The sequence below is a fragment of the Vibrio ouci genome (assembly GCF_004551525.1).
GTDB classification, from domain to species: domain Bacteria; phylum Pseudomonadota; class Gammaproteobacteria; order Enterobacterales; family Vibrionaceae; genus Vibrio; species Vibrio ouci.
The window spans coordinates 47642-68210 of the sequence record NZ_SATR01000016.1; the positions used below are offsets into that span (position 1 = coordinate 47642).

The following is a 20569-nucleotide window of genomic DNA, read 5'->3' on the forward strand; positions in this document are numbered from 1 at the left end:
AATTTAGGAAACCTTGTACGTGTTTAAGTGGTTAAAATCAGGCTCTCCGTGGATATGGTTAACAGGTGGTGCAGTAAGTATCAGCCTGTTGTCTGTGTTGGGGCTATTACTGCTTATTGGTTGGAAAGGTCTTTCTTATTTTTGGCCAGCGCCGCTCTATCAATGGCAAACTAAAGACGGCGAACTTCTGGTTGGACAAATCTATTCGCAAGAGTATGTGCCAATTACTCACCTTCGCGAGATGGATATTGATTTACCTGCCAGTGTTGAAGAAAAAGGCCTAGCGAAGCGGGTGAATATCAAAGTCGCCAATCGCGATCTCTATTCGGCTGACTTTGTTTCTTTGCTCGAAATCGATTTAAGTCCTCCAACATTGCCGCAGCACTGGGCGGTCATTGAGCGTACCCGGGGCGGTGACTTCTTCGGTCAACCGGTCGGTTACCAACACCCAGATGGTCGAGTCAGCACAGACGTCACGCAAGATATTACCTCTGGCCTTGCCTATGCACAGACACTGCGTAAAGAAATCTACCGTTTGATTCAACAAGAAGTGCGTGTGATTAGCGGCCAAGCGGAACGTTTAAGGCTGGAAAAGCGCAAGCGCAGTTTGAATGACAATTTAGATGATGAATTTCTCGCTTACTACCAGAGGCAAAATGAGCAGTACCTTGACTCTTTAGCCAAGGTCGAAGCCAAACTGGATAACTTACGTGGCAAGTTAGAAAACCAAGGTCTGCTAGTTGAGGATATGACAGGTGAAAGGGTGACGATTCCTCTTAGTCATATTTTAGACTTGTGGTATCCAAACCAAATGTCGATGGGTGAGAAGTTAATCCGCTGGGGTAAGCAAGCGTGGAAGTTTTTATCTGAAGACCCACGTGAATCGAACTCCGAAGGCGGGGTATTCCCGGCGATGTTTGGTACCGTGCTGATGGTATTGATCATGTCCGTAATCGTGATGCCATTAGGTGTGATTGCGGCAATTTACCTGCACGAGTATGCCAAAAACAATGCCTTCACTCGTTTGATTCGCGTCGCGGTTATTAACCTTGCTGGTGTACCTTCGATTGTTTATGGCGTATTTGGCTTAGGTTTCTTTGTTTATACCTTAGGTGCTTCAATCGACTCATTGTTCTATCAAGAGCGCTTGCCGGCTCCAACCTTTGGCACGCCAGGCCTATTATGGTCAGCATTGACGTTAGCGGTACTGACTCTACCTGTTGTGATTGTGGCAACAGAAGAGGGCTTAACCCGAATTCCCAACTCCGTAAGACACGGTTCTTTGGCACTCGGCGCGACACAGTTTGAGACCATGTGGCGCATTGTCTTACCGATGGCAAGCCCAGCTATGATCACTGGGCTGATTTTAGCGGTAGCACGCGCAGCGGGTGAGGTTGCGCCTTTGATGCTGGTGGGTGTGGTGAAACTTGCCTCTAGCTTGCCGGTAGACAGTCAGTTCCCGTTCTTGCATTTAGAACGTAAGTTCATGCATTTAGGCTTCCATATTTACGATGTTGGCTTCCAAACGACTAATATTGAAAGTGCCCGACCGCTGGTTTATGCCACCTCATTATTGCTGGTTACAGTGATCATCGGTCTTAACCTGACTGCGATTAGTATTCGTAATAACCTGCGCGAGAAATACCGAACCTTAGGACAAGATTAACCATGTTTTCTGTGAATCAAACTCTTGGCTACCCAACCCCATTAGACGTGAATAATCTTAGTGATGATTTAACGGCTATCTCGATTGAGGGGTTAGACCTGCACTATCAAACTGCGCAGGCGTTAAGTGATATTTCTATGCGCATTCCTAAAGGGCAGGTGACGGCATTTATCGGTCCATCGGGGTGCGGTAAATCGACCTTGCTTCGCTGTATCAATCGCATGAATGATCTGGTTGAAGGTTGTCGCGTTAAAGGCAAAGTGAAACTGCATGGCAAGAACGTTTATGATCCTGATGTGGACGTCGCGACCTTACGACGCCGTGTTGGCATGGTGTTTCAAAGACCCAACCCGTTTCCTAAATCAATCTATGAAAACGTGGTCTATGGTTTGCGCCTTCAAGGGGTCAACAACAGTCGTGCCCTTGATGATGCGGTCGAGCGTTCTCTTCGAGCATCGGCGTTATGGGATGAGGTAAAAGATCGTCTCCATGAAAATGCATTTGGACTGTCTGGTGGTCAGCAGCAACGTTTAGTAATTGCCCGTGCGATTGCGATAGAGCCAGAGGTGCTGCTGTTGGATGAGCCAACTTCGGCGTTGGATCCGATCTCAACACTGACGATTGAAGAACTGATCAACGATCTTAAGACCAAATATACAGTAGTTATTGTCACCCATAACATGCAGCAAGCAGCTCGCGTGAGTGATCACACGGCATTTATTCATATGGGTAAGTTGATCGAGTACTCAGATACGGATTCTATTTTTACTTCGCCATTGAAAAAGCAAACGGAAGACTACATTACTGGTAGATACGGCTAGGTTTGTTGGTCATATTTGAAACCGTAGCGGCGTTAACTGCGATATTTCCCCCTAATCACATAGACGAGCTATGCTCATAGGGCTGAAATCTCTTGTTGCCTTGCTACAGTTCCAACTATTTACAACAATCACAGCTTGATACTTACCCAGTATGTGACTTTTCCTATTAACCAGCAAAAGAGACTAATTTTATTTATGAATTTTGGGCGCCATATTTCAGGCCAATTTAATGTCGAACTAGAGTCGATCCGTACTCATGTATTAACTATGGGCGGGTTGGTTGAGCAACAGTTGTCGTTTGCGATGCAAGCGCTACACAAAGAAGACATTGAGCTAGCACGAAAGGTTGTTCGAGATGATCATAAAGTGAATTCAATGGAAGTTTCGATTGATGAAGCATGTACGCGCATCATCGCTAAACGCCAGCCAACTGCGAAAGATCTCCGTCTGATTATGGCTATTATCAAAACCATTACTGATCTTGAACGTATCGGTGATGTCGCGACCAAAATCGCCTATGTCGCTATCGAAAGCCCATCTTCTAAAGAGCGTCAGTTTCAAGTTTCCTTAGAGCCATTATGTCGTCAAGCGATCAGCATGCTACATCAAGTACTTGATGCATTTGCACGTATGGATGTCGATGCTGCCGCAGAAGTGTATAAGCTCGATGATAAAATCGATGCTGAGTACGAAGCGGTAATTCGTCAGTTGATGACTTATATGATGGAAGACCCGAAGAACATTCCAAACATCTTACAGGTGATGTGGTCTGCGCGTGCAATTGAGCGAGTAGGCGACCGCTGTCAGAATATTTGTGAGTACATCATCTACTTTGTGAAAGGAAAAGATGTTCGCCACTTGGGCGAACAGAGTATCGATGATGCACTTCGTTAAAAGTGAAAAACTACACCTGACGAGATAGTGGCAGACCAGTTTGATTCGAACAATGTATTGCTTCTATCGATGTAGTTAAAATCGGTACCGAGTCTAAAACCCACATTATCGTTAACGAATACTACCCATGATGCAGAAATACTTGCACCTGTGCCTTCCTCATGGCGAGTTGTACTAGAGAATACGTAGTCACGTTTCCCTTCGTATTCTACAACACCACCTTCTAGTTGCAGTGCCATCTTCATCGGGTGATCTAAAAATTGGTACTGCCCACCAACTCGATAGGTTTTGAGTCTATCTTTATCGAGCAGTATTTCTGCTGATGTATGAGAATAGCTGACGTAGAGAGCATCAAGCCCCAAAACATCAGTGACACCAAGTTGTAATCCAGCACCTGAAATTCCAGCACCCAAATAAGGGCCCATTTTTATCTCTGGTGAAAGATGTAAGCCTGAAGCTGACGCGGTAAAGGGAGTTAAGAGTGCAAGTGCAAGAAGGTGTTTTTTCATCATGGATACTCAGTGGATTAGATACAGCCATCCATGGCGTATAAGTTAAATTAAAGTGATACAGTGATTAGAATTTGTAGCCGACAGTGAATGAAAACTGATCAACAAAAATATCATCGCCTTCGTCTTTTAGGTTGATAAAGTCAGCGCGAAAATCAGCGTAGAAGTGTTCATTGAATGTGCTGCGAACACCTGTACCAATAAAGAGTGATGAATCATCCCAAGAGCCAAGATTTTCTCCAACTACGCTAAGTTCTTCTTCGAATTTAGCCCAGCCAATAACCCCGTAAGGTTTGATTGAAAAACCATCGAAGTTAAAGGTGTAGCCAATATCTGTATCGATCTTAAAGGTTGAGTTGTCGCTATCTATAAAAGGTAAGAAGTCGCCTGAACCTTTGTTGTATGAAATATTTACACCGACAATATGGTTAAACTCATAACCATACTCCAGTTTGAACCCACTGGTTGAGTAGTCAATTGATGGGCTTAAGACTTGTTCTATCGATGTTTTATTAAAGCCTATACCTACTCGATGGCCTTCGTTATTTGCTAGAACAGGTGCAGATAAAACAGATGCAGTTAAAAGGGTTGTGAAGGCTAGTTTCATTGTAAATTTCTCTTAAAGTTAATGTGCTTTCCTTCCTAGAAATAACTGTGTTCCGATGTGTGTATAGTAAGAGCCTGCTCTTATAAGCTCTAATCAATAGCTCTTATTTGATTGATAACCTTTACTTATCACCCTATGGTTATCTGAACGAAAATGTGCCGTTAATAGAGAAGGTGACATCAGAATTGCTTTGGCCGTAATAAGTACCATTCGGATCAAAAACACTAACTTTCGCATAGGGATAGAAATTAAACAGCGAGTGCATTGAGCCGAGCGACAACTCCCATGCATTGGCATGGCCTTGGTTGAAGTTTTCCATATCCGACTGATCTACCGCCAAATAGTGTTCATACTTGCCTGTAACATAGACATGCTGAAAGTAGTGTGAAGCACTTAGGTAGAGTGAGTACTTGTCTACATCATCAACTGTGAGCCAAGTGAATCCATTGCGTACACGCTCTGCGGTGACACCGATTTTCGCAGCGCTATGGCCAAAATAGTGAGTGGCAGAGAGATCAACTTGGTGGCTAGATGTTTTGACGCCATCGATTCCAATTTCATGCATCAACCAGTCGTCGTATAAGCCGTACTCGTAGTAAGCCCCCAATTTCCATTGTGGGTTGATGTCATAGTAATAGCCGACACCAACACCTAGCCAATCATCAGTATCAGCTCCAACAAACAGGTAGGCATCATCAAAAAGTGGGGCGTAAACGCCAAGTTCTAGGAAGTCCTTTTCAATAGATACGGTTATGTTTGCCATAGCGGAGTGGCTGAGTAGTCCTGCTAAGCAAGCTATTGAAAGTTTTTTCATTATTACACTTCGATAAAGAGCCCTTAGGATCCTAAGGGCTCAAATAAGAATTAGCCGTTTAAGCGAGAGCGGACTGCATCACGAACTTTGTTACGGTCGATATTGTTGATAGCAGGGCTCACTTCTGGAGCAGTGCTGATGCCTGTTGGTGGCTTTGGTGGAATAGGGTCACAGTTAGCACCACCGTCTGGTGAACCACACTCACCGCCCCAAGTCGGTGGTAACTTCTCTGGACGTTCACCCACTTCTACCCCCCAGTCAGGAGTCTCACCAAAGTCTGGTTGCGGGCGGTCAAGAGGTGGCTCTACCCCCCAATCAGGTGTATTGCCAAAATCAGGACGTGGACGCTCAGGAGTGTACCCAGTATCAGGTACTCCCCAGTCAGGAGTATCACCAAAGTCTGGTTGAGGTCTGTCTGGAGTATTATCTACTGGTGGTTGCACAGGTGGCGGCACTATTCCCCAATCAGGAGTTGTATCTACACCAAAGTCAAAGTCAGGAGCAAAGGCAAAGCGGTGGCCGTTTAAGAAATACACTTTTTGATTGTATATGATACCAATTCGTCCATCGTCAAGAACTCGTGCGTATAAGGTGACGCCATCAGGGTCTGTGATAGTGAACTCTTTGTCCCTATCACTGTAGCCTGTGATTTGATATTCCTTACCTTCAAAGCGAATTACACCATCGCCATCTACATGGATATCACCCACTTCGCCACCCCACCCAGGAGTATCTCCGAAGTCAGGTTGAGGACGTTCTGGGGAGTTATCGATAGGAGGCTGTGCAGGCTGTAGTCCCCATTCAGGTGTTGTATCTACTCCAAAATCTGGATCGACATCTGGCTGAGGGCGTTCAGGAGAGTTATCTACTGGTGGTTGCGATGGCTGTAGGCCCCAATCAGGCGTAGTATCTACACCCCAATCAGGAGTGCCATCAGCTTGAGGTCTGTCCGGAGAGTTATCTACAGGAGGCTGAACTGGTGGTGGAGCGACACCCCATTCAGGATCGATATCACGATCGTTGACATCAGAACCGCCTGATGAAGAACAGCCAGCCAATGCAAATGAGCCAGCAACAATTAGTGCGATAAGTGATTTTTTCATAATCCACTACCTAAAGTCTTAGAAAATTCTAGTGACTGCTATTAGCCACCGTTGAACAGTCCATTCCCTTGCCTGATTGGCTAGAACTTTGAGGTAAAAGCGATATGAAAAGCGCACCATCAGAGTCGTAGCTCATTATGAGTCAGCGTCATCCTGAGCTGAGTTAATCTGCTGGTGGCTAGTATGGTTAATAAGCAGCCGGCTATCTAATGGCTACTACTTACATTCTTGATAAGGTTTACTTATTAGATAGCTAGAGTTGAATCGACTTTATTAGCTTGGAATTCCAATGCGGATTGAATCTCGCTATTAAGCCAATGAATCAATGGGTTATTGCGGTTTTTAAGATGGTATTGGCTAAAAACTCCATTTTGAAAGTTCTCATCATCAACGATGATATCAATAGCGCGTAGTTGCGGGTAGAGATCTATAGGGAACAAATTTGAGTGAGGCATGAACATATCGGTGTGCTGAACGACATCAATAATGGCGATTATCATTTCAGAGCGAAATCCTACTCGGGTTTGTAAGCCCTGAGAAAGCATGATTCGTTCTGCAATACTATGTCTATCATTCCAGCCCGGATTGATGAAAGAGGCGATTTCATAGCCATCAAAATCAATTGGCTCGGCAACTTTTTTCTGAATAGGGTGATCTTTTCGGACAAAAACACGAGCTTTTAGGTCGATAAGATGGTTTAGATAAATACCTTTTGGGGCATTGACATCGTAGTTTACACCTAAGAGCACATCCCCTTTATTGATCTCATCAAGGGTATTATGGGTCCAACCAACCATCTCGATTTCAGCTAAAGGGGCTTGTTCTCTCAATTGATGGAATAAGGTTCCAGATAAACAAGCGAGTACCATAGGCGAAAGAGCTATTTTGATTTTTGAATCATATAGGCTAGGGTCGAATGCTTGGGAAGTATTCAGTGCACTGGCTAAGCCATCTAAATGTGGGGTAATACGTTCGGCAAGTTCATTGGCAAAGTGGGTGGCTTCTAAGCCTGAAGGGACTTTAACAAATAACTCATCATCAAAGTGGTGGCGCAACTTCTGCAGTGCTTGGCTGATTGCAGGTTGCGAGACAAACAGGCGTTGAGACGCTTTGCGCATATTGAGTTCTTGAGAGAGTACAAGAAAAGTGCGCAGTAAATTTAAGTCCAAGCTGTAAAACAAATCCTTTGCCATATTCCACTCTACTCTAATTCAACCAACAGAGGGCACGTTACCCTCTGAATCTATTCCTTTTTACCATTAACTGAGCGCTTTGACGACTTTTTCAATCGCTGCACTGCTGGTCACTGGAACGATGAAGTCATCAATGTTTAGGTTACCCATCTTCGCGTCTTCACTGGTATTGAGCATATGGCTCGGGCGAGTGCTCTTTCCTGATAAGTGAACTTCTCTAACGCCAGTCGCATGGACAATCGTTTGTACATTTTCAGCCGTGAGCCCTGCACCAGCCATAATCGAAACTCGCCCGTCGGCCTGTTCAACCATCTGTTTGAGTGTGTCTATTCCTTGCTCAACATTTGCCGCTAGACCTGACGTTAGTACACGTTCAGCACCGAGGCTAATAATATCCTCAAGGGCTTGCTGCCAGTCACTGCTTTGATCAATCGCGCGGTGGAAGGTGATGCCTAATCCATACAGGTTTGCGCGTTCAGCCAGTTGTTGAGCGAGCGGCACATCAATTAGTCCATCAGCCGTCAATACACCGAATACTACCCCTTGTAGACCTGCCTCAGCAGCGGCTTCAATATCGAGTAACATCGCGTCAATATCATCTTGATCGTAAAGAAAATCGCCTTGTCTCGGCCTGAGCATCGCATAGACAGGAATTGTCGAGATTTGTGCCGCTTTCTTCATAAAACCAAAACTCGGTGTCAGTCCGCCAAGCGCGAGAGAGGAGCACAGTTCAATACGTGTTGCACCACCAGCGATGGCTAAGTGTAAGGATTCGAGGTTATCAATGCAGACTTCAATATGGTATTTCATCAAGGGGCACTCTATTAGGTAGGTGAAGGTTTATTCTAGCAGTCTGTGGGCAAGATATTAGGGTAAAGATGAGTGCTTTCATTTCCCTATAAATAAAAAACCTCAGCACAGGGCTGAGGTTTGAATCGTTTGAGCAAGAGTGAAATTATGCAGCGTCGTCTTGCGCTTCTTCTGCATCTTCAACGGCTTCTACTTTCTTTGGCTTTTTCGGCGTAGGTTTACGCTTAGCACCAAGAGCATAAAGCACTTCTTCTTTGTTTTGTGCTAGGAACATAGCCAAGTCTTCTTTCTTGCCTTCATCTTCTAGCAGTTCACTTTTACCCAGTAGCTCAAAAAGCTCATCAGCCATATCGAGCATCTTGTCATATGCGTCAGCTTCCGCTTTAGAGGTAAAAGTCATTTTCTCTTCTCCGTTGCGTTCTACCACGTACTTGACGATTACAGCCATGGTTGGTCCTCTAACTCAAATTATTGAAAATATTTACTGTCTGTTTATACAGTTTTTGACCAATTAAGTCTAGGCGATAAGTTGATTATGGGATCTAAGTGGTCAGTCTTTACGCCATTGGTGGCAGTACTCGATAAATGTTTTGAGTAATGGGCTTTGGTACTTTTCTTTATGTACTAGTAGCCAAAAGCGTCGCTTCATATCAAGGGGGAGCTTCAGTTCAACCACGCGGCCATCTTTGATGGCGGGCTCTGCGGCGAGTTTTGACAGGCAACCTAATCCCAGTCCTGCTGAAACACTATTAATGAGCGCTTCAGTTGTGTTGAGCTGAAAGGACTCTTGCCAATGCTCTATGCGAGGCGCCACTGTACGCAGGAAAAACTCCCTTGAGCCAGAACCGGGCTCGCGCAGTATCCAGTCACTACTTTCAAGCGCGCCAATCGTCAATGGTAGTTTGCTAGCCAACGGGTCATTCGGCGTACAGACGATGCACATTTCATCTTCGCTAAATTGAGTGGAGATCAACTGAGGGTGAAGAGTTTTTCCTTCGATCAAAGCCAGATCGAGCTCGTAATCGATCAGCTTTTCGCAGATTAAAGCCGAGTTAGAGATCAATAAGCTTTGCGATGTGTGCTGCGTTTCCGCGCGAAAGTCTCGCAGCAGATATGGAGCGACCTGATTGCCTATCGTATCACTGGCGCCAATCTTTAATTCACCAGTTAATGTCTGGTCATTATCGAAAAGTTGCTCAATATCTTGCGCTCGCTCAATAAGCTCATCGGCTAATGGCAGTAACTTCTGTCCCTCTTGATTGAGGATGAGGCGATTGTTAACCCGATCAAATAGAGAGTGGCCAATCTGCTTTTCCAATTCAGACAGCGCCATACTCACCGCGGCTTTGGAAAGAAACAGTGCTTCCGAGGCAGAAGTTAGCGTCTCGTGCTGAGTAATAGTAATGAACACTTTGAGCTGTTTGAGAGAGATATTGGTAGCCATAACCCTTCGTTAAGTTTGTTTGAACGCCTGTTCTAAATAATTAGATATTATCGAACAATTAGCAAGCGTAAACTGGCTTCGTACTAAAGAGATTGAGAGGCAACAATGATTCAAGCAGCGAAAGCAAAAGTGATGGGAGCTCCAACTCCAATGGCAGGCTTAGCGCTAGGGATTGCCAGTTTAGGTTGGTGCTGGGAAAATGCCGCGCCATTTCACGGTTACGCTCAATGGGGCGGGGCAGCGATTGCCAGCGTACTATTGGCAATCTTAGCGGTGAAGTTTCTATTTCATAACCACTTATTACGTGAAGACTTAGCTCATCCTGTAGTGGGCAGCGTTGTGCCGACCTTTGCCATGGGCACTATGGTCGTCTCTGCTTCATTAGGGCACTTCTATCCAGTTGTTGGTGATTTAGTATGGCTAGTTGCCGTAGGCTTGCATGTGGTGTTTCTTGCTAGCTTCGTTTACCACCGTGCGCAGAGCTTTGAGCTTCACCATATGGTGCCAAGTTGGTTTGTCCCACCTGTCGGTATCATAGTTGCGGATGTCTCTTTCTCGGGTAACTCTCAGTTAGCGGTAGTTGCACATATTGCTCTAGTGTTTGGTATAGCTGCTTATGCGGTGATGTTACCTATGATGATTTATCGCTTTATGTTTACTCATGAAGTGCCAGATGCAGCGAAACCAACCATGGCGATTATGGCCGCGCCGGCAAGTCTTTCTTTGGCAGGCTACTTAACTGTGACTGCAGAACCTTCACCGGTGATCATTGGAGTATTGTTTGGTATCGCGGTATTAATGACAGCGATTATTTACCTCGCATTCTTTAAGCTATTACGTCTACCGTTTAGCCCTGGTTATGCGGCTTTTACCTTCCCGATGGTGATTGGCTCAACAGCACTATTTAAATTATCCGCTTGGATGGAAAGCGTTGGCGTTGCGCAGCAATATGTTGAGCAAGTGCACTGGCTAGCAGGGTTAGAGCTAGTGGTTGCAACTTTAGTGGTGGGCTATGTTGCAGCACGTTACTTCCACTTCTATCAGCCTCATCGACATGTAGTGCGTAACGCGTAACCTTTTGAGCTTTTCTAAGCTTATATTTATCAAGAAAACCGTGCACTTATGCTAATCTCAATCCTAATTACGGCGAGAATAGTGTGAGTGCATTTTGTTTACTGTCTACCATTCAAACCAAGTAGATGTTTTAAAGTCTCTACTTGTCGAGCTGGTTCGGCTCAACCCTCTAGCAAATCCATTTGAAAAAGAGCAAATCTTGGTGCAAAGCCCGGGGATGTCTCAATGGTTAAAAATGGAGTTGGCCAAAGAGTTTGGGGTAGCGGCGAATATTGACTTTCCACTCCCTGCGACCTTCATCTGGAATATATTTACCGAGGTACTGCCAGATGTGCCGAAGCGCAGTGCATTCAATAAAGAGTCGATGACTTGGAAGCTGATGCACATCTTGCCGGGCATGCTCAACACACCAGAGTTTGAACCACTAAAACGCTATCTAGAGCAAGATGAAGACAGCTCTAAGCTTTACCAGTTGTCAGAAAAGATCGCCGATATCTTTGATGGTTACTTAGTGTATCGCCCTGAGTGGATAGCCGCTTGGGAAGCAGGCCAAACCGTGGCTGAGCTAGAAGAGGAGCACCCTTGGCAGCCAATCTTATGGCAAGCGCTTTATGATCACACCTTAGCGTTAGGCCAATCGCCATACCACCGTGCTAATTTGTACGAACACTTTATCGATACGCTCGAAAACTATCAGGGTAACTTTGACCACTTACCTAAGCGCCTATTTGTATTCGGTATCACCTCTTTGCCACCGCGCTATATGGATGCATTAAAAGCGATTGGCGAACATATTGATGTGCACCTGATGTTCACCAACCCATGTCGTTACTACTGGGGTGAAGTGCGAGATAGAAAGTTCCTCGCTCGTTTAGCGGCAAAACACCGTAAACATGTGGTGTGGAATCAAGACCACTCTGAGCAGCACGGCGAGAGTGAACAACTCAAAGGCTCATTGGAAGATAATTTGCTCGATGAGCTGCATACTGACGCGGTCGGTAACAGCCTATTGGCGTCAATGGGTAAGCTTGGCCGTGACAATATGTATCTGTTGTCGCAACTAGAGTCACATGAAATTGAGGCCTTCGTCGATGTCGAGCGAGACTCGCTGCTGCACCAACTGCAAGCCGATATCCTCAATCTAGAAGAGCACCAAGATGACCACCAGCTAGAGAGCAGTACACACAAGCAAGTGGTCACGCTGGGTGATAAATCAGTGACTTTGCATGCGTGCCATAGCCCGATGCGGGAAGTGGAAGTGCTGCATGACCAACTGCTTGCTATGTTCGATGCTGACCCTAGCCTAAAGCCGCGCGATATCATTGTGATGGTCGCGGATATCAACGCCTATAGCCCAGCGATTCAGGCGGTGTTTGGTAATGCTCCGGGTGAGCGTTTTATTCCTTATTCGATTTCGGACCGAACTGCTGACCAAGAGAGCCCAATCCTTAATGCTTTCATGCAACTGGTTAATCTGCCAAATACGCGCTGCCTAGCATCAGAGCTATTGGAGTTACTGGAAACACCAGCAATATTGGCGCGATTTGAATTAAACGAAGATGAATTTATATTAGCCAAGCAGTGGGTAGAAGAGTCAGGGATCCGCTGGGGACTGAACCCGTCCACCGGGCATGAATTTGATCTGCCTGAAACAGCGCAAAATACCTGGCAGTTCGGCATTGAGCGCATGCTGCTAGGTTATGCGATGCCAGAATCAGCCGGCTTGTTTGAGTCATCAACTGGCACATTGGCTCCTTATAACCAAGTACAAGGCTTGGGCGCTGAGCTTGCGGGTAAACTGGCGCACTTCATTGAAACCGTCAGCGAGTATCGTCAAAAGCTCGTACAAACTCAGTCGATTGATGAGTGGCGAGAAATGTTAACTCTGCTTCTTGATGGATTCTTTAAAGTTGAGCTAGAAGGTGAAGCGGCGCTTAAATCGATTCGCGATACCTTAGCTAACCTAAAAGAGCAGCTTAGCGATGCCGCGTTTGAACAGCCATTAGCACCAGCTATCATTGCTCAGTATCTACAAAATAAGCTCTCAGGCACTCGGGTTAGTCAGCGTTTTCTGGCGGGACAAGTTAACTTCTGTACCTTGATGCCAATGCGCTCGATTCCATTTAGAGCAGTATGTTTGCTTGGCATGAATGATGGCGTCTATCCACGAACTGTGCCACCGGAAGGGTTCGATCTGATGAACGGCCGAACCAAACCCGGTGATCGTTCTCGCCGTGATGATGACCGCTATCTATTTTTAGAAGCAATGCTCTCGGCGCAGCAGTCCTTGTATATCAGTTACGTTGGCCGCTCGATTCAAGATAACACTGAGCGAGTGCCGTCAGTACTGGTATCTGAGTTGATGGAGTATTGTCATCAGAACTACTGCTTGCTCGGGGATGAGCAATTGGCCTGCGATGAGTCAGGAGAAAAGCTGCTTGATGAGTTACTGACTCAGCACTCAATGGTGCCGTTTAGTAGCAGTGCTTTTTTAGGTGATTCGCCAAGCTATGCCAAAGAGTGGCTTCCTGCCGCTAACCGCCAAGGTCAGGTCAGTGGTGAGTTTAATCAGCGCCTACAAGATTACCTGCTTGATGTGACTTACCCGTTAGATTTAGACCTAGTCGAGCTACAACGCTTTTGGCGCCTGCCAGTACAGTACTTCTTTAACCGCCGCTTAAAGGTGATGTTTGAGCCGCCTTTACCAGTAATGGAAGATGACGAGCCATTTATTCTCAATGGTTTGGAAAGCTATCAAATGCGCGACGGTTTGCTGGATAGCTTACTCAAGCGTCAGTTAGATAATGGGCAAGGTTCGGATAGCAAAGCGATCATAAAAGCGTTTGTTGATGAGCAACGTGCGCAAGGCAAACTTCCCGTTGGCGCGTTTGGCGATATTGAGTTTGAAACCAATCGAGTGCAAGCCGAAGAGCTGGTGGAGAAACTGACTTTCCTTTGCGGCGCTGACAATGATGACTTGGAAGTAAAACTGACACTGGATGTGTTAGGCGAAGATAAACAAATCCACCTAACTGGTTGGTTAACCCAGCACTATCAGTCAGGTCTGGTCCGTTACCGCAGCGGCAAAATACGCTCACAAGACTATCTATCGGCGTGGATCGATCACCTCGCGATGTCTGCAATGGGTGAAAGTAAACGCACTCATATGATTGGTTATGACAAAAAAGAGGGTGTGGTGCACTTAGTCTACCCACCAATTGCTGATGAAAGTTATGCACGCTCGTTATTGTCTGAGTTAGTCCGCTTGTTCTATCAAGGCATGACAGAGCCACTGGCCTATTTCCCTAAAACGGCACTTGCTTGCGTAGAGGCAGGATTTAGTCGTGGCAACTGGGTGGATGATGAAGAAAAATCACTTAAGAAGATGGCGGATACATTCAACGACAGCTTTATGGCTGCGGGTGAAGGAAATAGCCCGTACATTGCCCGTATTTGGCCAAATTGGAATGATGAGCTGGCGGCAAACTTGCGGACTATGAGTGCACTAGTGCTGCAAACGGCACGCTTAGAGGCGATGACAAATGAAGATATGCAATAAAGCCTTTGGAAACAAAGCAGTAAGGAAAGTAGGTGGCCGCCAGTAAATCATTATAGTGTAGGGCGTTCGCTGTACGGCCACAGGTCAGAGGGACCATGATTCTTTTGGTTTGTTGCAACGTTAAAGCTGCTCAACACATGGCGCGCATACTAACGGCTAGACACAGCTTCTGCCGTGAGAAAGATCGCATAACATCCTAACTTTTGTAGGATAAATATGAATAACAACAGTTTTTAAGTCTGGATCACACTTATGTCTCACGAGATCCATAAGTTTTCAGCAAAAAGGCAGAATTTTATGACAGCTACGTCAATGGTTACTCCGCTTAACACCATGACTTTTCCTCTTCATGGCGCTCGACTGATCGAGGCGTCAGCGGGGACGGGGAAAACCTTTACCATCGCAGGTTTATACCTACGATTGCTTTTGGGTCATGGTAGTCCTGAAACTAAGCATCAAGTGCCATTGACGGTTGATCAAATATTGGTGGTGACTTTTACCGAAGCCGCCACGGCTGAGTTGCGTGACCGAATCCGTGAAAAAATCCACAAAGCCTATTTAGCATTTAAACGTGTAAAGCCAGCAAACACTAGCGGTTCCGGTGATGAAACAATTGATGCTTTAGTTTCTGAGGTTGATGACCACAAACAAGCCGCGGAAATTCTACTCCAAGCTGAGCGCCAAATGGATGAAGCCGCGGTCTATACGATTCACGGTTTTTGTCAGCGCATGCTGACTCAGAATGCCTTTGAATCTGGCAGCCGCTTCAACAATGAGTTTGTTACAGATGAGAGTCATCTAAAGGCGCAAATTGTGGCTGACTACTGGCGCAGGAACTTCTATCCGTTACCGCTTAACCTAGCTGGTGAAGTTCGCCGAATTTGGAACTCACCTGCTAATCTACTCAGTGATGTCTCAAGCTATTTAACTGGCGCGCCTCTTAGTCTATCTGTTGCGGCAATGAGCGGCTCGCTGGCTGAACTACATCAACAGAACTTAGCTAAGATAGATGAGCTGAAAGTGCTATGGCGTGAACATCAAGATGATTTGCTCGCCCTGATCAGTGACTCTGATGTCAATAAACGCAGCTACACTAAGAAGTCATTACCGACTTGGTTAGAAGCGGTGAACCTGTGGGCGGCGACGGAGACAACAAGTTACGACTACCCAGACAAGCTGGAAAAGTTCGGCCAAAACGTATTGGTAGAGAAAACGCCTAAAGGTACACCTCCTCAACACCAAGTCTTTAGTGCGATTGAAGTGTTCTTAGCCGCGCCGATCAGTTTGAAAGCGCCGATTTTGGCTCATGCGATTGAGCATTGCCGCGACATGCTTGCCAAAGCGAAACAGCAGAAGCAGTGGATGTCGTTTGATGACCTGCTGACTAATTTATCTGCCGCTATCGATCAAGATGAAGCGGAACTGCTAGCGACTCGCATTCGCCAGCTGTATCCCGTCGCGATGATTGATGAGTTCCAAGATACCGACCCACTGCAATACAGTATTTTTAGCCGTATTTATCTCAATAACCCTGAGTGCGGGTTATTTATGATTGGTGATCCAAAGCAGGCAATTTATGGTTTCCGTGGCGCCGATATCTTTACTTATATCAAAGCGCGTAATCAGGTTTCTTCCCACTTCACGTTAGGCACGAACTGGCGATCAAGTGCGGATATGGTCGCGGCGGTAAATCAAGTATTTGCTTTGCCAACCAGTCCATTTATCTACGATCAGGATATTCCGTTTCATTCGGTTAACCATAGCCCTAATGCTGAAAAACGCATTTGGACCATCGGTGGCCAAAAGCAACCCGCACTGACCTATTGGCTACAAGATGCTGAAGATAAACCCCTACCGAAAGGCGAATATCTGCAAGCCATGGCTAAAGCGACTGCGGATCAGATTCAACAGGTGTTGACGGCAGCGCAGCAAGATTTGGCGTTTTTCGAAGATGGTAAAGGTAAGCATCAGATTCAAGCGGGTGATATTGCCGTTCTGGTACGTACGGGTAATGAAGGTCGTATGGTTAAAGACGCTCTAGCCAAGCAGGGAATTGCCAGTGTCTACCTTTCGAACCGCGATAGCGTATTTACTTCAATGATTGCTCAAGACTTGCAGCGTCTTCTTCAAGCGGTATTAACGCCGGAAAATGATCGCGCGCTGCGTGCGAGCTTAGCTTCTGAAATGTTCGCGCTTGATGCAGGGGCTTTGGACAAGCTTAACAACGACGAGAATGAGTGGGAAAGCGCCATCAATGAGTTTAAAGAGTACCGTAAGCTTTGGACTCAACGTGGTGTACTACCCATGCTTCGCGCTGTGATGAGTAAACGTCATATTGCGGAACGTTTATTGGAAGAAGAGGGCGGAGAGCGTACCCTTACCGATCTGATGCATATTGGCGAGTTATTACAGCAAGCAAGCCAAGAGCTCGATAGTGACCATGGTCTGCTACGTTGGTTAGCACAAGCAATCAGCGATGCTGAAAATGGCCTCGGTGGCAGTGAAGATCAGATCCAACGCCTAGAGTCTGAGCGGAATCTGGTGCAGATCGTCACGATTCATAAATCGAAAGGTTTGGAATATGACTTGGTGTTTTTGCCATTTGTACTTAGCTACCGCGAAGCGAGTGAAGCCAAGTATTACGATGCGGCGCAAGACCGGACTATTTTAGATATCACTAAGCAAGATGCGTCATTGGCTCAAGCAGACAAAGAACGTTTAGCTGAAGACTTACGCTTAATTTATGTGGCGTTAACCCGTGCCGTCTATGGCTGCTTTATTGGTGCTGCGCCGCTGCGCAATGGTCGTTCGACTAAAGAGCCTACCGGTGTCCACCACAGTGCGATCGGCTACTTACTCCAAGATGGTCAGGAAGGGGGCATCAGCGATTTGACCATGGCAATCCAAAAGCATGTTGATGGCCTTGATGCTGTCCAGCTTTCATCATTGCCAGCAGAGCAACAACAGGTCTTTACTCAAATTACGGGTGAGCTGCAGACATTGACGGCTCGGACGCTATCTAATGAAATTGATCGCAACTGGCGTATCACTAGTTACTCAGGTCTAATCAAGCAAGGCTCGCATCACAGTGATGAGGCCTACACCGACTTAATGCACCTTGATATTGACTCTTCTGATGAACAAGATGAAGAAGAGTTGGTTGAGCCAGAACAATCTATCTTCACCTTCCCGCGCGGTGCTCGGCCAGGTACCTTCTTACATACATTGTTTGAAGAGGTCGAATTTACTCAAAGTGCGAGCAGTGATGAAAATACCGAAGTCATCATCCGTCTGCTGGAAAGTGAGCAATTAGATCACAGTTGGCTACCGGTTTTACAGCAATTGATTGATACCGTTTTAGCGACGCCTCTCGATGGAAAGCAACTCGTTCTTAATCAAAAAGGGCCAAGTCAAAGACTGGTTGAAATGGAATTCCTCCTGCCGATTGAAGTGTTGGCAGCTCCGGCTTTAAACCGCGTTATTCAACGTCACGATACTTTATCAGCCAAAGCGGGTGATCTCGGTTTTCATACCGTGCAGGGTATGTTGAAAGGTTTTATCGACTTGGTATTTGAACATCAAGGTAAGTATTACGTACTCGACTGGAAATCGAACCACTTAGGTGATGATGTGAGTTACTACCACGGCCAGGCGCTTAGTGGCGCGATGGCCGATCATCGTTACGATCTCCAGTACCAAATTTATGCTCTGGCTCTGCATCGATTCTTACGCAGCCGTATTGCCAACTATGACTACGAACAGCATTTTGGCGGCGTCTATTACCTGTTTTTAAGAGGCATGGATGGCGCGAGTGACCACGGGATTTTCTCTGCCAAACCGAGTCTCGAATTTCTTGATGATATGGACAAACTGATTGATGGTCAGCCGATTGATACTAAGCATAATAATGCTGGCCAAATGGAGTTACTGTAATGCTCGCAACCTCGACTTCTCTATTAGATACACTAAAACAGCTGGCCACTAAGGGCAACATTAGGCAATTGGATTATCAGTTTGCGCGATTCATTCAAGCTCAAACGCAAGATGAGGCTCTGGCTTTCATTGCCGGAGTAGTGAGTAGCGAGCTTGGCAAAGGCCATATTTGTCTGCCTCTGTTTGACCCGCAAGCTCAACCCGTAGATCTAGCCGCTAAGTTGGGTCTATTTGGTGAATCTGCATTAGCGCTCAATCAAGAGTTAGTCACGATAGATTGGGTAAGCAAGTTAAACAGTGCGGCGATAGTTGGCTCAGACGGTGAAGCACTACCACTGATATTTGATGGCTCTAGGCTCTATCTACACCGCTACTGGCACTATGAAGTGACGTTAGCGGCGCGCTTAAATAGCTTTGGGTCACCCATGATCCTAAAGCCTGATGAAGTGCAAAAGCTGACAGAGTTACTCAATCACTTATTTGCTAGAACATACCGCTATCTATTTGATTCATTGAATAAAACTCTTCAGTCAGGAGAGGGCTCAGCGGTTGTTCGTCAACGTATGGTGTGTGACCACTTGGACGTGGTCGCAGAGGAAACATTGGATTGGCCTACCATAGACCAAAAGCTTACCGCGGCGAAAACGATTGAACAGCTTTCAGTGTTAGATGAGCTTGTTCCTCAGTCTGCGTGCGTCAATTGGCAGAAGGTCGCTGCAGCGGTTGCTTTAACTCGAAAATTTGCGGTTATCTCTGGCGGACCGGGAACAGGTAAAACGACCACTGTAACCAAACTGCTAGCTGCATTGATTGAACAAGCGCAAGGCTATGGCTCTGAACCGACCATCAAACTGGTTGCGCCAACGGGTAAGGCCGCCGCGCGTTTAACGGAATCTATTGGTAAGGCGGTCGCGCAGCTTCCTGTTGCGCAGGAGCTGAAAGAAAGTATTCCGACCGACGCAAGTACATTACACCGACTACTCGGCGCAATCCCTAACAGTGCTGAGTTCAGGCATAACCGTGACAACCCACTGCACCTAGATATATTAGTGGTTGATGAAGCCTCCATGGTCGATTTGCCTATGATGTACAAATTGATTGATGCACTGCCTAAGCACGCAAGGCTTATCTTACTGGGTGACAAAGACCAATTGGCATCGGTAGAAGCTGGCGCGGTGCTTGGCGATATCTGCTCATTTAATCAATTTGGCTTTAGTCATGGCCAAGCGGCTCAAGTTGCTAAGCTTACTGGCTTTGCCACTTTGGCTCATGGGGCGCACAATCAAGCCAACATTGCTGATAGCTTATGTATGCTGAAGAAAAGTTATCGATTTGATGCCCGTTCGGGGATTGGGCAACTTGCTCAAGCCGTCAATAGTGGCTCAGCGCAAAAGGTGGATTGGGTGTGGCAGAAAGAGTTTGCCGATATCAGTAAATTCCCAATCGACAGCCAGCACTACAATCAACTGATTCAAACGTTGGTTTCTGAATACGCGCATTATCTTAAACGTATTGAGTTGCAGCAGTTAGACCCGAATACCAATGAGCCTGAAACGCAGCAGCAGCGAGCTAAATCGGTATTAGACCAGTTCGCGCGCTGTCGCTTGTTATGCGCAATACGGGAAGGGGACTTTGGCGTTAAAGGATTAAACCATCGTATTGAACGTGCGCTGGCGGCGCGAAAGCTGATTCAAACTCAAGATGAGCTTTGGTATCACGGTAGGCCAGTGATGGTGACACGTAACGACCATGCTTTGGGTCTGTACAACGGTGATATCGGCATCTGTATGCGTGATAGTTCTGAGCAAGAAGTAAGGCTGAAGGTCTACTTCGAATTGCCAGATGGCAGTGTTAAGTCTGTTTTGCCGAGCCGTGTACCTGAGCATGAAACTGCCTATGCAATGACGATTCACAAATCTCAGGGAAGTGAGTTTGAACATACCCTCATGATCTTACCACCGGACTTTACGCCAATCTTAACGCGCGAGCTAATCTATACCGGTATTACACGAGCGAAGAAGCGTCTGAGTTTTTATGCGGATGACCGAGTGATGAAACGTGGGATAAAAGTGCGAACGGAGCGAGCAAGTGGGTTGATCGAGAGGTTGCAGGTAAGTGGATAACCATCCATGGCTATCAGGT

General features: G+C 46.2%; 15 protein-coding genes. 7 read left to right on the forward strand and 8 right to left on the reverse strand.

Annotated features, from left to right (window positions below; translation table 11 throughout):
* Positions 1–19 precede the first annotated feature (19 nt).
* The 3 genes from pstA to phoU all read left to right on the forward strand — a co-directional run bounded on the left by pstA (position 20) and on the right by phoU (position 3381).
* On the forward strand, positions 20–1666 hold the full coding sequence (gene pstA, locus ELS82_RS12025; RefSeq protein ID WP_134835686.1) for a phosphate ABC transporter permease PstA: 1647 nt from the start codon (positions 20–22) through the stop codon (positions 1664–1666).
* 2 nt (positions 1667–1668) lie between these two features.
* On the forward strand, positions 1669–2487 hold the full coding sequence (pstB, locus tag ELS82_RS12030; RefSeq protein WP_134835687.1) for a phosphate ABC transporter ATP-binding protein PstB: 819 nt from the start codon (positions 1669–1671) through the stop codon (positions 2485–2487).
* Positions 2488–2682: 195 nt separating this feature from the next.
* Positions 2683–3381 carry a phosphate signaling complex protein PhoU gene (gene phoU, locus ELS82_RS12035; protein ID WP_004413083.1) on the forward strand — a complete coding sequence of 233 codons (699 nt, stop codon included), beginning with the start codon at positions 2683–2685 and terminating at the stop codon, positions 3379–3381.
* Here phoU and ELS82_RS12040 read toward each other — a convergent pair.
* The 8 genes from ELS82_RS12040 to ELS82_RS12075 all read right to left on the reverse strand — a co-directional run bounded on the left by ELS82_RS12040 (position 3378) and on the right by ELS82_RS12075 (position 9861).
* Positions 3378–3893 carry a hypothetical protein gene (locus tag ELS82_RS12040; protein ID WP_370447460.1) on the reverse strand — a complete coding sequence of 172 codons (516 nt, stop codon included), beginning with the start codon at positions 3891–3893 and terminating at the stop codon, positions 3378–3380. The genes phoU and ELS82_RS12040 overlap by 4 nt on opposite strands.
* Before the next feature lie 64 nt (positions 3894–3957).
* Entirely contained in the window at positions 3958–4497 is a 540-nt protein-coding gene (locus ELS82_RS12045) for a porin family protein (protein ID WP_134835688.1), read from the reverse strand.
* Positions 4498–4636: 139 nt separating this feature from the next.
* A complete protein-coding gene (locus ELS82_RS12050) occupies positions 4637–5311 on the reverse strand; it encodes a hypothetical protein (protein ID WP_134835689.1) in 675 nt (224 codons plus the stop codon).
* Positions 5312–5361: 50 nt separating this feature from the next.
* Positions 5362–6414 (reverse strand): hypothetical protein, encoded by a 1053-nt coding sequence (locus ELS82_RS26920; RefSeq protein ID WP_244230783.1) that lies wholly within the window; start codon positions 6412–6414, stop codon positions 5362–5364.
* Positions 6415–6659: 245 nt separating this feature from the next.
* Entirely contained in the window at positions 6660–7607 is a 948-nt protein-coding gene (locus ELS82_RS12060) for a LysR family transcriptional regulator (RefSeq protein ID WP_134835690.1), read from the reverse strand.
* A gap of 66 nt (positions 7608–7673) precedes the next feature.
* Positions 7674–8417 carry a copper homeostasis protein CutC gene (locus tag ELS82_RS12065; protein ID WP_134835691.1) on the reverse strand — a complete coding sequence of 248 codons (744 nt, stop codon included), beginning with the start codon at positions 8415–8417 and terminating at the stop codon, positions 7674–7676.
* A 145-nt stretch (positions 8418–8562) separates the two neighbouring features.
* The gene (locus tag ELS82_RS12070) at positions 8563–8865 is read right to left on the reverse strand and encodes a YebG family protein (RefSeq protein ID WP_134835692.1); all 303 of its coding nucleotides are present in this window, start codon (positions 8863–8865) and stop codon (positions 8563–8565) included.
* Positions 8866–8967: 102 nt separating this feature from the next.
* Entirely contained in the window at positions 8968–9861 is an 894-nt protein-coding gene (locus ELS82_RS12075; protein ID WP_134835693.1) for a LysR substrate-binding domain-containing protein, read from the reverse strand.
* Between the two features lie 105 nt (positions 9862–9966).
* Between ELS82_RS12075 and ELS82_RS12080 the strand changes: the two genes are divergently transcribed.
* From ELS82_RS12080 to recD, 4 genes are all read left to right on the forward strand, one after another.
* Positions 9967–10935, forward strand: coding sequence for a TDT family transporter (locus ELS82_RS12080; RefSeq protein ID WP_134835694.1), 969 nt, complete (start codon positions 9967–9969; stop codon positions 10933–10935).
* Positions 10936–11029: 94 nt separating this feature from the next.
* On the forward strand, positions 11030–14494 hold the full coding sequence (recC, locus tag ELS82_RS12085) for an exodeoxyribonuclease V subunit gamma (protein ID WP_134835695.1): 3465 nt from the start codon (positions 11030–11032) through the stop codon (positions 14492–14494).
* Positions 14495–14791: 297 nt separating this feature from the next.
* Positions 14792–18427, forward strand: coding sequence for an exodeoxyribonuclease V subunit beta (gene recB, locus ELS82_RS12090; protein ID WP_134835696.1), 3636 nt, complete (start codon positions 14792–14794; stop codon positions 18425–18427).
* Positions 18427–20550 carry an exodeoxyribonuclease V subunit alpha gene (recD, locus tag ELS82_RS12095; RefSeq protein WP_134835697.1) on the forward strand — a complete coding sequence of 708 codons (2124 nt, stop codon included), beginning with the start codon at positions 18427–18429 and terminating at the stop codon, positions 20548–20550. The genes recB and recD overlap by 1 nt, the downstream gene beginning before the upstream one ends.
* The last annotated feature ends 19 nt before the right edge of the window (positions 20551–20569 follow it).